The following is a 13,689-nucleotide window of genomic DNA, read 5'->3' on the forward strand; positions in this document are numbered from 1 at the left end:
CGAAGCATCATCAGGGGTTCAGTCGCCTTCACCCGTCCGGTCTTCCCCTTGCCTGTGGTCTGCGGATGGAACGCAGGCCCTTGGGCTTCTCCCCCCGAGCTCCGCACCAAGCCGTTACCGGCAACGCACGTCGGGGTGGGGACTGGCCCTGAGCACTGGCCAGGAACTACGCTGCCGACGTCAGTCGTCGGGCCTCTGACCAGCGCATTCACTCATCTCGTGCAGCATCGTGTCGCACCTCCTTCTTCTTCGTGTCCACGCTGATCACCGGGTCCCCGGCGAGGAATTGGCGCACCTTGTCGTTGAGGTGGTGGAACTGGGCATCGCGGTCCCGGTGGGCGCTGCCGGCCAGGACCTTGGCGTTGCTCCGCAGGCTGAAGCCTGCCTCCTTCAGCAATGCGGCGATCACGTCCCGACCCACCGCGCGGCCCTGGGCGGCGAGCTCGGTGGCCAGATGCCGCAGCGACTTCGTGGTCCAGGTCAACGGCCCTATCGGGTCACCTTGCGTGCTGTCCTCGACCAGGGCCAGCAGTGCGGCTCGGAGCCCTGGGTCCTTCGCCGCCAGCGCGGGGTGCCCCGCACCTCGCCGCCGTACCCGGCCATCGGGCTCGGCATCGTCCTCCAACTCGACAAGGCCCCGACTGACGCACCCCGTGGAGACCCCCGCGGCCCTGGCGACCGCCGCGATCCCGCCATGTCCGAGTTGCCGCGCTTCCGCCGCATACAGCAGACGGCGCTGCCGCTCGTTGAGATGCGGAGTCACCGCCTCGAACTTCGCCCGCAACGGACTGATCAACTCATCGAAACGGCCCATATCACATCAACGAACCCAAGTCCCGGAAGCAACCCATAAATTCGCGACGCCTCCCGGGCCACCGCTCGGAGTCGAGATTATCCGGAATGCTCCCGTCACGGCCGTGGCGCAGGACACCGAATCTCTCCTCGTCACGGCAGGCGGCCAGAAGCACCAGGGGCGCTGGCTGGTGGGCTGCGACGGCGGGCGTAGCGCCGTACGTCAGCTCGCCGGCTTCGAATTCGTCGGCACCGAGCCGCTGTTCACCGGCTACGTCGCCAAGTTCACCTTCGCCGATCCCGAGCAGCTGCCGCTACGGGTTCAACCTGACGCCGAACGGCATGTATCTGCGTACGCCCCTCGAAGGGCACCTGGGCATGATGGACTTCGACGGCGGCACCTTCGACCGCTCCCAGCCGCTGACCCGCGAGCACCTCCAGGCGGTCCTGCGCCGTATCAGCGGCACCGACGTGACGCTGAGCGAGGTCCATCTCGCCTCCAGCTTCACCGACCGCGCGATGCAGACGACGACGTATCGCGAGGGCCGGGTATTGCTCGTCGGCGACGCAGCACACATCCACACGCGAAAGGCGCGAGAGCGGCGCAAGCGGCAGGTCGCAGCCGAGGTGGTGACCCCGCCGGAGGACACCGAGGCGGAGCCCGTTGCGGAGCGCGAGGAGCGCCGCCGGCAGCGGCGACGGCGCCGGGCACGGTTGAAGGCGGCGGCCCTGGGCCGCTCCCGCGGCGGCCTGACCTGCAAGGTTCACCTGTCGGCCGACCGGCGTTGCCGTCCGCTGTCGTTCGTGGTCACTCCCGGGCAGGCTGCCGACAGCCCGCAGTTTTCCGCCGTGCTGGCCGGGGTGCGGGTGCGCGGGCCGGTCGGACGTCCGCGCACCCGGCTCGGCGCCGTGGCCGGCGACAAGGCGTACTCCTCCCGGGCCAACCGCGCCCACCTGCGCAGACGGAAGATCAAGGCCGTGATTCCGGAGAAGGTGGACCAGGCGGCCAACCGGAAGAAGAAGGGTGCGAGGGGCGGGCGCCCGGTCTCGCACGACGCCGAGTTGTACAAAGAGCGCAACACCGTGGAGCGGTGCATCAACAAGATCAAGGACTGGAGGGGGCTGGCCACGCACTTCGACAAGAGGCCCGACAGCTACATGGCGGGGCTTGAGCTGCGCGGCGCGGTCATCTGGTTGCGCAGCCTCCACCCCGCCACATGATCACGACTCAGAACAGACCCTAAATCCACGTCCCAGCGCGGCGAGGGAAACGGCGTTTGGGCTACGTGAGTGATTCCGGCAGAACGGTCGGGTCGCAGTCCACGCGCTGCCGGAGGATCGGTGCGCCCTTTCGCTAATGTCCAAGGCGCCGCGCCTGCGCGGGCGAACGTGCAGGCACCCCAGCTCATCGATTCCCACAGCAAGGAATGATCACCCATGGCCGTGTGCGAGGTCTGCCACAACGACTACGAGCTGGCATTCGAGGTGCGTGCCGCGGGAGGAGCGGTCCACGTCTTCGACAGCATCGAGTGCGCCGCCCAAGAAATCGCCCCGACCTGTGTCAACTGCCAGTGCCGCATCCTCGGCCACGGCCTGCAAGCCGACGGACAGTTCTTCTGCTGCGCCAACTGCGCGCGTGCGCAAGGTTTGTCCCAGTCCCAGCTCGTGGATCACGCCTGAGCCCCTCGACCCGGTCGCCGGACCACACCTGACCTATGCGGGACACCCGTCTCTGCGGGTGGTGTTGCTGCCCGGGTGGTCAGTCGGCGGGCAGCGCTTCGAGGAGGTCGCCGTCGCGCGGCCGGCCGGGACGAACGCCTCGCCAGCCGGTGTCAGGGCGACGCGGTGCGTCGTGCGGTCGAACATGTGCGTGTCAAGCTCACGTTCGAGGGCCCGGACCGTGCTGGACACGGCGGACTGGACCACGTGCAGGCCGCCTTGCCGACGTCGTGAACCCGCCCGCATCCGACACCGCGACCTTCATCTGCCGCAGATCCCACATCCGCTCCCGGTCGAACTGCGCTCCGTCCAATACAGAGACGACGATCTCCGATCCTTGCTGCGTCGGCCCCGGACAACGTCGTCGTCCGGGGCCGACGCATGCTCCTTCAGACACGCGCTCCGGCACCTTCGGACGCGGACCGGCGGGATCCTTCAGGCGCGGACGAGCGGGGTGTCGACCAGATGCTCGGCCAGGAACCAGGTCTGCAGTTCCCCTGTCCTGATCACCTGTGAGACCAGCACATCGTTGGTGCCGTCATCACCCAGCTCACCGGTTCGGGCGGCGGCGTCGTGGGCCTCGACAAGGATGGTCTCGTGGGCTTCCAGCAGCCGCGACAGCATCGCCGGCACTTCCTCCACCCCGTCCGGAGGCCGCGGGATCGATGTGATCTCCGCGACGTGCCTGGGGTCCCCCACCGCGACGCCGCCCAGGGACTGGACCCGTTCGGCGATGGTGTCGACGAGTTCGAGCTGCTCCCCCGCGTGCTTGTCCAGGACCAGGTGCAGTTGGTAGAAGGTCGCGCCGCGCATCAGCCAGTGATGCTTTTTGTAGAGGCCGTAGAGGATCTGAGTGTCCGCCAGGACCTTGTTCAGGCGCTGGCAGGAGTACATCCGCGCCTCATAGGACAGACCGATCGGGAACTGCTTGACGGTGCCGAACTCCTGGATCACCTCACCCCTCTGGTGCAGCCACGGCTGGCTGCTGCTCACGGGCTTGGAAATGGTGGTCATGGTCCGCCTCCTGTGGTGCCTTGCTGTGCGTACCCGAGTGACGTTAGGTGCCCCGACGCAGGGCGCATTGACCGGGAGCGCATGCGGTAGTGCCCGCCAGTGCACAGTGCGCGGTGTCCCGTGCCAGGCGTTCACTCCCGGGCAAGCATCCGTGCGCTGGCAGGCATGGGCCTTCGGCCGGCCGACCTAGCCTCGGCGGGACAGCCCACGTCCGTGGAGCCCGAGGAACGAGGAGAGGCAGGCATGAGCGCGAACGAGCAGGCGGATGTGGTGATCGTCGGGCTGGGGCCGGGGGGTGAGTACGCCGCGGGCACGCTGGCCGAAGCTGGGCTGGACGTGGTGGGAGTCGAGGCGGAACTCGTCGGGGGCGAGTGTCCGTACTGGGGGTGCGTGCCCAGCAAGATGATGATCCGGGCCGGGAATCTGCTCGCCGAGGCGGGTCGGGTGCCCGCCCTCGCCGGTGAAGCGGTCGTGACTCCGGACTGGGGCAGGGTTGCCGGGCGTATCCGCGACGAGGCCACCGACGACTGGAACGACAAGGTCGCCGCCGACCGTCTCGCGGACAAGGGCGGTCGGCTCGTCCGGGGGACGGGCCGTCTCTCCGGGCCACGCCGGGTGGTGGTCGGCGACCGCACGTTCGAAGCCCGGCGCGGTGTCGTGCTGGCCACCGGAACGCGGCCCCGGATGCCCCCGGTGCCGGGCCTCGAGGGAACGCCGTACTGGACCAACCGGGATGCCATGGCGGTCAAGGAGCTGCCGGAGTCGATGGTCGTGCTCGGCGGGGGTGCCATCGGTGTGGAACTCGCCCAGGTCTTCGCCCGCTTCAAGTGCGCGGTCACGGTGATCGAGGGGCAGGACCGGCTGCTGTCGCAGGAGGAACCGGAAGCCGGGGAGCTTGCCGCGGAGGTTCTGCGGGCGGACGGAGTCACCGTACTCACGGGTGCTCGGGCACGGCAGGTCAGCCATGACAGCACCGAGTTCACCGTTCGACTTGAGGGTGACGGGGAGCAGCTGCGTGCCGAACGGCTTCTGGTCGCCACCGGGCGCCGAGCCGACCTGGCCGCGCTGGCGGTCGACACGGTGGGGCTGGATCCAACGGCGGGAGCCGTGAACACGGACGGGCAGATGCGGGCAGGGGAGGGGCTGTGGGCGGTCGGCGACATCACCGGCCGTGGCGCCTTCACCCATGTGTCGATGTACCAGGCGCAGATCGCCGTCCGGGACATCCTCGGGCAGCCCGGTCCCGACGCCGACTACCGGGCGCGCCCCCGCGTCACCTTCACCGATCCGGAGATCGGCGCCGTCGGGTTGACGGAGCGGCAGGCGCGTGAGCGGGGGCTGCGGGTACGCACGAGTGTGGTGCGCATCGGCTTCTCCACCCGAGGCTGGATCCACGGGCCGGGCAACGAGGGGCTCATCAAGCTGGTCGAGGACGCGGACCGGGGTGTGCTGATCGGCGCGACGTCGGCGGGGCCGGCGGGAGGCGAGGTGCTCTACGGACTGAACGTGGCCGTCCATGCCGAGATACCCATCGACCGGCTTCAGCACATGATTTACACGTATCCCACCTTCCACCGGACGGTCGAGGCCGCGCTCGGAGCCCTCCGCTGAGCCGCCCCGAGATCGCCCACGCGGCCCCGGCGCCCAGGCGATGGCGCACCATGCCGGGCCGCGACCCCGGCGAGCCGCACAGGGCCGCCACCTCGCTGGAGCTCCTCTTCGACCTGTGCTTCGTCATCGCGGTGGCGCAGGCGTCCGGGAGTCTGCACGAGGCGGTGACCGACGGGGAGTACGCCACCGGTGTCCTGCGCTTCGCGCTGGTCTTCTTCACCATCTGGTGGGCGTGGATGAACTTCACCTGGTTCGCTTCCGCATACGACCCGGACGACGTCCCGTACCGGTTGACGGTGTTGGTCCAGATCACGGGGTCGCTCGTGCTCGCCGCCGGCGTTCCCCGTGCGTTCGAGGAGGGTGACCTGCGGGTCATCACCATCGGATACGTCGTGCTGCGCACGGCGTTGGCCTCCCTGTGGCTGCGCGCCGCGTGGTCCGACCCCGCTCGACGGGCGACCACCCTGCGCTTCGCCGCCGGAGTGGCAGTGTGTCAGGCCGGCTGGGTCGGGCTGCTCGGTCTCCCGGTGTCGGCGCGGCTGCCGGGCATTGTGGTGTTGATCGTCGCCGAGGTGTCCGTCCCGGTGTGGGCGCAGTCTGCCGGGATGACCCCATGGCATCCGCGCCACATCGCCGAGCGTTACGAACTCTTCACTCTCATCGTCCTCGGAGAGTCCGTCGCGGCCGCCACCGTTGCCGTCCGGAGCGCCTTCGACCGGCACCACGGCACCGGTTCGCTGTACGTGGTGGCGGCCGGCGGCCTGCTCATGGCCTACGCCATGTGGTGGCTGTACTTCGCCAGACCCGCGTACACCCTGCTTGCCACGACGCACCAGGCCCACCGCAGGAGATTCACCTGGGCCTACGGCCACTACCTGATCTTCGCTTCGGCGACCGCCGAGGGAGCCGGTCTGGCCGCGTACGCCGATCACGTCACCCGTCGCACGGACGCTTCGCCGTTGGCCGCGGGCGCGGCGGTCACCGTCCCCGCGGCCGTCTTCCTGATCACCGTCTGGGCCTTACACCTCCGGCCCCATCAAAGAACCGTGGCCGAGTGGATTCCGTATCCCGTCGCGGCGGTCGGCGTCCTGCTGGCCGCTTTCTTCCCTGCACCTGCCCTCGCCGCCGGTGCGCTGTTGGCGGTCCTGGCCGTGGTGGTCACGGTGGAGCGCCGGTGAAGAAGCCCGCGGCGAGATCTCACCCTGTGCCGGGACCGAAGGCCGCGCGGCGGCACTCACCGTGTGGTGAGTGCCGCCGCGCGGCCGCCGTGTCGCCTGCCGCCTCGTCAGCTCGTCGCGAGTACCGCATCGCGGATCAGTTCGGCGACCTCCTTGGGCCGGGACACGGCCATGTCGTGCGAGGCGCCTTCGATCTCGACGATCGTCGCCCCGGCCCGCTTGGCTCCGAAGCGCTCGACCTCGGGTTGATCGCCTGGTCCTCGACGCCTGCCACGGAGATGATCGCACCGCCGTAGGAGTGGCCGACGAGCACCACCGGACCGTCGATCTGAGCAGCCACGGACGCTGTAGCGCTTCCGCGGTCCTCGGAACCGAGCCGGCGTGCTCCAGGAAGGACCGCAGGGTCTCCTCCAGACGATCTCCCCCGGCGGCCGCGAGCGGGGCGCGCAGCGGCTTGGGCAGCAGATGCGTTCAGGGCGTGATCCGGAAGCTGCAGGAGGGCCGCGAACTCCCGCAGTTCCTCCCAGTCGCCGACGCGCTCGAAGCGGGGCATCCGTCGGGCCGCGTTTGAGCAGGGCCCAGGGCAGTTCCTGCGCGCCGCTCTCGTCGACATGGTCGGCCACATGTTTCGCACTCTTCGGGCTATGACGGTGTGCCGCATCCGGTGCGGGCGCCGTTCCACTCCGGCTCGCTGCTGCCGAGTACCCGCTCGGCCGACGCCGAGTGCGCTGAGCTGCGGGTCCGGTCGGTAGACGAGGTGCTTGCGATATTCCGTTTCCATGCGGTGGAGGAGATCGACCTCGATGTCGATCCGGTCCAGGCGGGCGGAGACAGCGGGGCGATGCCGCCGTGGCGTGATCGAGGAGCGGACGGTGGTCCCGGTCCTGAGCGGGTAGTGCACTCTCGTGCCAACTCCTGGGCGCAGGGAGAAAAGTCGGTCGGTCGGGCCGGTCATAGCTTTGGGATGTGCCGAGCCGCAGGAACGCGGCGGGCGGGATACCGACTGTTCCGAAAGGACTCTTTGTGTTCGACATCAACAAGGTGCAGGCTGCCCCCAGCGCGGACCTGCTCACTCCCGACAACGCGGTCATGCTTTTCGTGGACCACCAGCCGCAGATGTTCTTCGGCACCGGGAGCGGCGACCGCGCCGCGATCATCAACAGCACCGTGGGTCTCGCCAAGGCGGCTCAGGCGTTCGATGTGCCGGCCGTCCTGACCACGGTGGCCGCCGAGTCGTTCTCCGGCCCCCTGCTGCCGCAGCTTGCCGAGGTGTTTCCCAAGCACGAAGTCATCGACCGCACGACCATGAACGCCTGGGAGGACGAGGCGCTCGTGGCGGCGGTCAAGGCGACCGGGCGCAAGAAGATCATCCTGGCGGGCCTGTGGACCGAGGTCTGCTTGGTGCTGCCCGCGCTGTCCGCGCTGGAGCAGGGTTACGAGGTGTACGTGGTCTCCGACGCCTCCGGCGGCGTCAGCCCGGCCGCCCATGAGCACGCGCTGCAGCGGATGATCGCCGCCGGCGCGGTCCCGGTGACCTGGGTGCAGGTGCTGCTGGAGCTGCAGCGTGACTGGGCGCGTCAGGAGACGTACGGCGCGGTCATGGAGATCGTCAAGGCCCACGCGGGCGCGTACGGCCTGGGTGTCGTGTACGCGCAGAGCATCATCGGCGCACACGCGGCCGGCTGACCTCCTTGGACACCGGCATTCTGATCCTGCGTCTGTTGGTGGGCCTGCTCGTCGCCAGCCATGGGGTGCAGAAGATCAGCTCACACCTGGGCGGCAGAGGGCTCGAGGGTGGTACGGAGGAGTTCCGTGCCGACGGTTTCCGCGGCGGAGCCCTCACCGCCCTGGCGGCGGGCAGTGGCCAGATCGGATCGGGTCTGCTGCTCGCCGCCGGCTTCCTGACCCCGCTCGCGGCGACCGGAGCCATGGGAGTCATGACGGTCGCGCTCACCGTGAAATGGCACAACGGCCTCTGGGTGCAGAACGACGGATACGAGTACCCGCTCGTCCTCATCGGCACTGCCGCCGCTCTCGCTGCCACCGGACCAGGCGCCTGGTCGCTCGACGCGGCCCTCGGCCTCACGTCGTACCCGCTGTGGTGGGCGGCCCTCGCTCTCGTGGTGGGTCTCGGCAGCGGGCTGCTCACCCGGCTCGTACTGCATCGGCAGACCCCAGCGGCGCCGCAGGCCGCCGCCCACGGCGGGCGCTGAGCGCGAGTCGCGCAGACCGAGCCGGGCCGACCCGCGTCCCCCATCCGGGCGGCCGGGCCCTCCCACTCATCCGACCAGGAGCACCCGAAGGAAATGGTGATCACCGCATCCACCACGACACCCCCGTGCGGTGGCGGCCAGCCGCTGCCGTACCAGAAGGGCCCCGGAACCCAGGCGTTCGGCATGCTCGAGCAGCTGCCGATCGGCCTTGGCCACGACACCCGCACGTAGGCCTGCCGGCGGCTGAACCACGTAGTCGCCGACACGCAGACCCTCTATTCCCTTTGCCAGAAGCACCACTGGCTCATGCACGGGGCGACCTTCCTCGACCGCGCGCGGCACCGCTGAACGCCCGCCCCATTCCGCACAACCTCCGAAGGAGAACCCCTCATGCCGAACCGGCCGACCCTCGAACCCGCCGCCCAGGCTTTCGCCGAGGCCACCGCCCAGCCGCCGTTCCTCTACCAGATTCCCGTGGCGGACGGCCGCAAGGCCGTGGACGGCGTCCAGAGCGGTGAAGGCGTCCTGCTGCCCGCCGTCGACGAGGAATGGATCACTGTCCACGGCGGTCCGACCGGCGACGTCCGCGCCCGGATCGTCCGCCCGCGCGGTGCCACCGGCCCCCTCCCCGTCATCCTCTACATCCACGGCGCGGGCTGGGTCTTCGGCAACGCCCACACCCACGACCGGCTCGTCCGGGAACTCGCCGTCGGCACCGGGGCGGCCGTCGTCTTCCCCGAGTACGACCTCTCGCCCGAGGCCCGCTACCCCGTCGCCATCGAGCAGAACTACAGCGTCGCCCAGTGGATCGCCCGCGAGGGACACCACAAGGAGCTCGACGGCACCCGGATCGCCGTCGCCGGCGACTCGGTCGGCGGCAACATGGCCGCTGCCCTCACTCTCATGGCAAAGCAGCGCGGCGACGTCCGCCTCGCCCACCAGGTCCTCTTCTACCCGGTCACCGATGCGAGCTTCGACACCGACTCGTACCAGCAGTTCGCCGAGGGCTATTTCCTGCGCCGCGACGGCATGCAGCGGTTCTGGGACCAGTACACGACCGACGAGGCCGAGCGCGCCCAGATCACCGCCTCGCCGCTGCGCGCCACCACCGACCAGCTGACCGGCCTGCCGCCGGCCCTGGTCATCACTGCCGAAGCGGACGTCCTGCGTGACGAGGGCGAGGCGTACGCGGCGAAGCTCCGCGCCGCCGAAGTCCCCGTCACCGCCCTGCGCGTACAGGGGGTCATTCACGACTTCGTCATGCTGAACGCGCTGCGCGAGACGCAGGCCGCGGAACTCGCCATCGGTGTCGCGATCGACACCCTGCGCAAGGCCCTGGTGTGATGGGACCGTCGATGAGCATGCCTGTGGCGGGCCTCGTGCCCGGCCCGCGGCAGGAACAGCCGCAGGCCGACCTCCTCGTCCGCAACGCGAAGGTGTTCACCGGCGACCCCGACCGCCCCGAGGCCCGCGCCGTCGCGATCCGTGACGGCCGGGTCGCGGCCCTCGGTGACGACCACGACCTCGCCCACCTCGTCGGCCCGGGAACCAGGGTCGTCGACGCCCTCGGGCGCCGGGTGATCCCCGGCCTGAACGACTCGCACCTGCACGTCATTCGGGGCGGCCTGAACTACGTCCTGGAACTGCGCTGGGACGGCGTGCGCAGCCTCCGACAGGCCCTCGCCATGCTGCGCGAGCAGGCCGGCCGCACCCCCAAGGGGCAGTGGATCCGGGTCGTCGGCGGCTGGACCGCCGAACAGTTCGCCGAGCGCAGGATGCCCACCGTGGCCGAGCTGAACGCCGCCGCCCCCGACACCCCGGTATTCGTCCTGCACCTGTACCAGTCGGCCCTGATGAACCGGGCCGCGGTGCGGGCCGCCGGATTCAACCGAGACACCCCCGACCCGCGCGGGGGGCAGATCGTACGGGGCCGGGACGGCGAACCCAACGGGGTCCTCCTCGCAGCGCCGGGCGCCCTCATCCTGTACTCGACCCTGGTCAAAGCACCGGCCCTCGACGAGGCCGACAAGCGGACGTCGACGCGACACTTCCTGCGCGAGCTCAACCGCTTCGGACTGACCTCCGCGGTCGACGCCGCCGGCGGATTCCAGAACTTCCCCGACAACTACGCCACGGTCGTCGACCTCGCCCGGTCGGGGGAGCTCTCCCTGCGCATCGCCTACCACCTGTTCCCGCAGACAGCCGGCCAGGAGCTCGCCGACCTGAAGCGCTGGACCGAGATGGTGAAGCCCGAGGACGGGGACGAGTGGCTCCGGCTGAACGGCGCGGGCGAGAACCTGACCTGGGCCGCCGCCGACTTCGAGAACTTCTCCGAACCCCGGCCCGAACTCGCCGCGGGGTACGAGGCCGAGTTCGAGCGGGCCGTCCGGCTCCTGATGGAGAACGGCTGGGGCTTCCGGCTCCACGCCACCTACGACGAGACGATCCGGCGCGATCTGGCCGTCTTCGAGAAGCTCGCGGCGGAAGGACTCTTCCCCGGCGGCAACCGCTGGCTCTTCGATCACGCGGAGACCGTCTCGGCCGACAGCCTGGACCGGATCGCGGTCCTCGGCGGCGCCCTGTCCGTCCAGAACCGCATGTCCTTCCAGGGCACCGCCTTCCGCGACCGCTACGGCGCCGAGGCCGCTGCCCACACCCCGCCGGTCCGGGCGATGCTCGACCGGGGCCTGACCGTGGCCGCCGGAACCGACGCCACCCGCGTCTCCTCCTACAACCCGTGGGTCGCGCTCCACTGGCTGGTGACCGGGCGCACCGTCGGCGGCACGGCGCTCTACCCGGCCGAGAACCTGATCAGCAGGGAAACCGCCCTCGGCCTCTACACCCGCGGAGGGGCGCGACTCACCGGTGAGCAGGACGTCAAGGGAGTCCTGCGGGAAGGCTGCTACGGCGACCTCGCGATCCTGTCCGACGACTACCTCACCGTGCCCGAGGCGGCTATCCCCGACATCGAGTCCGTGCTCACCGTCGTCGGCGGCCGCATCGTCTACGCGAGCGCGGAGTACGAGGGGCTCGACGAGGCACTCCCGCCGGTCAATCCGGCGTGGAGCCCGGTGGCCCACTTCGGCGGCTACCAGGGCGGTGCTCGCCAGGCGTCGCTCGTGGCCGAGGCCGTCGCCGAGTCCGAGCAGCACCGCCAGTGGCGCGTCGCACGTGGCTCCGCTCCCGAAGCGCCTCTGCCGTTCTACGACCCCTGCTTCGAGCACTGAACGAGGGAACCACCAATGAGTACTGCTTCCGCCTCCCCTGCCGGCGCCGACGACGCGCCGGGCGACCGGACGGACACACCGCCGGGACGCCGCTTCGAACCGGACCTCCGGTCGATGACCCGGATCAACCTGCGCGCCATCGCCTCACCCATGCCGCTGGGCTTCTTCACGGTGGCGATCGCCTCCGTGATGACGGGATCCATGCAGCTCGGGCTCTTCGAGGCCGACGCCCGCGGCGCCGTCGCCCTGTGCGTGCTGCCCGCCTTCGCCCTCCAACTCCTGGTGAGCATCCTGGCCTTCGGCGCCCGTGACGTGATCGCGGCGACGCTCATGGGCATCTTCGCCGGCAGCTGGCTGGCCTACGCCCTGGTCATGTTCAGCGGCACGGCAGACGGCCTGCGCGTCCTTGGCGTCTTCAATCTGGCACTCCTCTGCTTCGGGGCGCTGATGACCGCGGTGACCCGGCCCAAGCGCGCGCTGTGGCTCGTCCTCGCAGTCTCCCTTCCGCGTTGGGCGGCCACCGGCCTGTCGGGTCTTACCGGCGCCGAATGGCTCACGCGCACGTCCGGGGTGCTCGGCCTCGTGGTGGCGCTTGTCGCGATGTACGCCGCCTTCGCGCTGATGTTGGAGGACATGCGCAGCGAGGAGGTCCTGCCCATCGGCCGCAGCGGCCCCGCCCACGCCGCCGTGGAGGGCGACCTCGCCGTCCAGCTCCGCAACCTGGAACGCCAGGCGGGCGTGCGCCGCACGCTCTGAACACCTCCCGAACCGCGCAGACCCGACCCACGCACTCCTACCGACCCCACGAGCCGTACGACCGCACAGGAGCACCCATGGAACCGCAGGTGGTGAACCGACCCGAGAGGTCCCGGTACGAGGTCCTCGTCGGTGACGACGGCGAGACCGCGGGCTTCGCCGAGTACTTCCTCTCGGAGGGCGAGATCGCCTTCATCCACACCGAGACCGATCCCCGGTTCGCCGGCCGGGGCCTGGGCGGGCTGCTCGCCCAGGGAGCCCTCGACGACGCTCGCGCCCGCGGGCTGCACGTCATGCCGTACTGCCCCTTCATCCAGGGATGGATCCGCAAACACCCTGAGTACGCCGACCTGGTGCCCGAGACGTGCCGCCCACGCTTCGGCCTGTGAGACACGACGGTTCCGCCTTTCACACCCCCACCCACGCTCCGAGGAGTTCACTCATGTCCCGACATGCCCGCCCCACGGTCGTCCTGGTCCACGGCGCCTTCGCCGATGCCTCGAGCTACGCCCGTGTCATCCCCGAACTGACCGCCGCGGGACTGAAGGTGGTGGCTCCGGCGGTGCCCAACCGCAGCCTCGTCGACGACGCCGCGTACATCGCCTCGGTCGTCCGTGCCGTCGAAGGCCCGGTGATCCTGGTGGGGCATTCCTACGGCGGCGCCGTCATCACCCTCGCCGGCACGGAGGACAACGTTCGCGCGCTGGTCTACCTGGCCGGATACGCCTTGGAGGAGGGTGAGAGCCTCGGCGAGCTGCAGGGACGCTTCCCCGACTTCGGCCTCGCCGACGCACTCGTCTACACGCCATTTCCCGTGGCCGACTCCGCCGAGACCGGCACCGACGTCTCGGTGGAGGTCGAGAAGTTCCCCGCCCTCTTCGCCGCGGACGTCGACCCCAAGCTCGCCGCGGTGCTCGCCGTCTCCCAGCGCCCCCTGGCCGCACGGGCCTTCGCGGAGGCGGCGCCGGTCGTGGCGTGGAAGAGCAAGCCCTCCTGGGGCCTGGTCGCCGCCTCCGACCGGACCATCAACCCCGACGTGGAGCGCTACGGCTACGAGCGCGCAGGCATGACCACCGTCGAGGTCGACTCCTCGCACCTGGTGATGCTGTCCCAGCCCAAGGCCGTGGCCGAGCTGATCCAGGACGCGGTCCGGTCCACCGCCCACTGACCTACAGCCCG

Annotated in this window: 13 protein-coding genes and 4 pseudogenes; 13 read left to right on the forward strand and 4 right to left on the reverse strand. The window is 70.1% G+C overall.

The genetic code is table 11. The features are described 5' to 3' along the window. Positions 1-235: 235 nt before the first annotated feature. A pseudogene (locus tag ABZ826_RS29625) lies at positions 236-814 on the reverse strand (ISAzo13 family transposase); the annotation flags it as partial. A 64-nt stretch (positions 815-878) separates the two neighbouring features. Here ABZ826_RS29625 and ABZ826_RS29630 point away from each other — a divergent pair. From ABZ826_RS29630 to ABZ826_RS29640, 3 genes and pseudogenes are all read left to right on the forward strand, one after another. Next, positions 879-1,377: pseudogene (locus ABZ826_RS29630) on the forward strand (FAD-dependent monooxygenase); the annotation flags it as partial. 87 nt (positions 1,378-1,464) lie between these two features. Then, a pseudogene (locus ABZ826_RS29635) lies at positions 1,465-2,013 on the forward strand (IS5 family transposase); the annotation flags it as partial. Positions 2,014-2,229: 216 nt separating this feature from the next. After that, positions 2,230-2,472, forward strand: coding sequence for a hypothetical protein (locus ABZ826_RS29640; protein ID WP_361454871.1), 243 nt, complete (start codon positions 2,230-2,232; stop codon positions 2,470-2,472). Positions 2,473-2,505: 33 nt separating this feature from the next. Here the strand turns inward: ABZ826_RS29640 and ABZ826_RS29645 are convergent, their stop codons facing one another. After that, entirely contained in the window at positions 2,506-2,757 is a 252-nt protein-coding gene (locus ABZ826_RS29645) for a LysR family transcriptional regulator (RefSeq protein WP_361454874.1), read from the reverse strand. Between the two features lie 189 nt (positions 2,758-2,946). Next, positions 2,947-3,525: a DNA starvation/stationary phase protection protein gene (locus ABZ826_RS29650; RefSeq protein ID WP_361454877.1), complete on the reverse strand. Its 579-nt coding sequence runs from the start codon at positions 3,523-3,525 to the stop codon at positions 2,947-2,949. Positions 3,526-3,768: 243 nt separating this feature from the next. Here ABZ826_RS29650 and ABZ826_RS29655 point away from each other — a divergent pair, with 243 nt between their 5' ends. Then, the gene (locus ABZ826_RS29655) at positions 3,769-5,136 is read left to right on the forward strand and encodes an NAD(P)/FAD-dependent oxidoreductase (protein ID WP_361454880.1); all 1,368 of its coding nucleotides are present in this window, start codon (positions 3,769-3,771) and stop codon (positions 5,134-5,136) included. A gap of 50 nt (positions 5,137-5,186) precedes the next feature. Continuing rightward, positions 5,187-6,314, forward strand: coding sequence for a low temperature requirement protein A (locus ABZ826_RS29660; protein WP_361454883.1), 1,128 nt, complete (start codon positions 5,187-5,189; stop codon positions 6,312-6,314). Between the two features lie 107 nt (positions 6,315-6,421). Here ABZ826_RS29660 and ABZ826_RS29665 read toward each other — a convergent pair. Beyond that, positions 6,422-6,660: pseudogene (locus ABZ826_RS29665) on the reverse strand (hypothetical protein); the annotation flags it as partial. A gap of 677 nt (positions 6,661-7,337) precedes the next feature. Between ABZ826_RS29665 and ABZ826_RS29670 the strand changes: the two are divergent. The 8 genes from ABZ826_RS29670 (at position 7,338) to ABZ826_RS29705 (ending at position 13,678) form a co-directional block, all read left to right on the forward strand. Beyond that, positions 7,338-8,000 (forward strand): hydrolase, encoded by a 663-nt coding sequence (locus tag ABZ826_RS29670; protein WP_361454886.1) that lies wholly within the window; start codon positions 7,338-7,340, stop codon positions 7,998-8,000. Between the two features lie 5 nt (positions 8,001-8,005). Further along, a complete protein-coding gene (locus ABZ826_RS29675) occupies positions 8,006-8,527 on the forward strand; it encodes a DoxX family protein (RefSeq protein ID WP_361454889.1) in 522 nt (173 codons plus the stop codon). Between the two features lie 93 nt (positions 8,528-8,620). Then, positions 8,621-8,758 (forward strand): hypothetical protein, encoded by a 138-nt coding sequence (locus ABZ826_RS29680; RefSeq protein WP_361454892.1) that lies wholly within the window; start codon positions 8,621-8,623, stop codon positions 8,756-8,758. A 159-nt stretch (positions 8,759-8,917) separates the two neighbouring features. After that, positions 8,918-9,871 carry an alpha/beta hydrolase gene (locus tag ABZ826_RS29685; RefSeq protein WP_361454895.1) on the forward strand — a complete coding sequence of 318 codons (954 nt, stop codon included), beginning with the start codon at positions 8,918-8,920 and terminating at the stop codon, positions 9,869-9,871. 11 nt (positions 9,872-9,882) lie between these two features. Continuing rightward, the gene (locus ABZ826_RS29690; protein ID WP_361454898.1) at positions 9,883-11,754 is read left to right on the forward strand and encodes an amidohydrolase; all 1,872 of its coding nucleotides are present in this window, start codon (positions 9,883-9,885) and stop codon (positions 11,752-11,754) included. Positions 11,755-11,769: 15 nt separating this feature from the next. Further along, the gene (locus ABZ826_RS29695; RefSeq protein ID WP_361454901.1) at positions 11,770-12,510 is read left to right on the forward strand and encodes a GPR1/FUN34/YaaH family transporter; all 741 of its coding nucleotides are present in this window, start codon (positions 11,770-11,772) and stop codon (positions 12,508-12,510) included. Positions 12,511-12,587: 77 nt separating this feature from the next. Further along, positions 12,588-12,899, forward strand: a complete 312-nt coding sequence (locus ABZ826_RS29700; RefSeq protein ID WP_361454904.1) for a GNAT family N-acetyltransferase — start codon at positions 12,588-12,590, stop codon at positions 12,897-12,899. A gap of 53 nt (positions 12,900-12,952) precedes the next feature. Further along, entirely contained in the window at positions 12,953-13,678 is a 726-nt protein-coding gene (locus ABZ826_RS29705) for an alpha/beta hydrolase (RefSeq protein ID WP_361454907.1), read from the forward strand. Positions 13,679-13,689: the final 11 nt, after the last annotated feature.

The organism is Streptomyces sp. NPDC047515, from assembly GCF_040643055.1.
Taxonomy (GTDB): Bacteria; Actinomycetota; Actinomycetes; order Streptomycetales; family Streptomycetaceae; genus Streptomyces.

Excerpts from the sequence above, each read along its gene's own strand:
- ABZ826_RS29690 (WP_361454898.1), top strand. The coding sequence starts at position 9,883 with ATGAGCATGCCTGTGGCGGGCCTCGTGCCCGGCCCGCGGCAGGAACAG.
- ABZ826_RS29655 (WP_361454880.1), top strand. The coding sequence starts at position 3,769 with ATGAGCGCGAACGAGCAGGCGGATGTGGTGATCGTCGGGCTGGGGCCG.
- ABZ826_RS29700 (WP_361454904.1), top strand. The coding sequence starts at position 12,588 with ATGGAACCGCAGGTGGTGAACCGACCCGAGAGGTCCCGGTACGAGGTC.
- ABZ826_RS29685 (WP_361454895.1), top strand. The coding sequence starts at position 8,918 with ATGCCGAACCGGCCGACCCTCGAACCCGCCGCCCAGGCTTTCGCCGAG.
- ABZ826_RS29680 (WP_361454892.1), top strand. The coding sequence starts at position 8,621 with ATGGTGATCACCGCATCCACCACGACACCCCCGTGCGGTGGCGGCCAG.
- ABZ826_RS29650 (WP_361454877.1), bottom strand. The coding sequence starts at position 3,525 with ATGACCACCATTTCCAAGCCCGTGAGCAGCAGCCAGCCGTGGCTGCAC.
- ABZ826_RS29660 (WP_361454883.1), top strand. The coding sequence starts at position 5,187 with ATGCCGGGCCGCGACCCCGGCGAGCCGCACAGGGCCGCCACCTCGCTG.
- ABZ826_RS29645 (WP_361454874.1), bottom strand. The coding sequence starts at position 2,757 with ATGCGGGCGGGTTCACGACGTCGGCAAGGCGGCCTGCACGTGGTCCAG.
- ABZ826_RS29705 (WP_361454907.1), top strand. The coding sequence starts at position 12,953 with ATGTCCCGACATGCCCGCCCCACGGTCGTCCTGGTCCACGGCGCCTTC.
- ABZ826_RS29695 (WP_361454901.1), top strand. The coding sequence starts at position 11,770 with ATGAGTACTGCTTCCGCCTCCCCTGCCGGCGCCGACGACGCGCCGGGC.
- ABZ826_RS29640 (WP_361454871.1), top strand. The coding sequence starts at position 2,230 with ATGGCCGTGTGCGAGGTCTGCCACAACGACTACGAGCTGGCATTCGAG.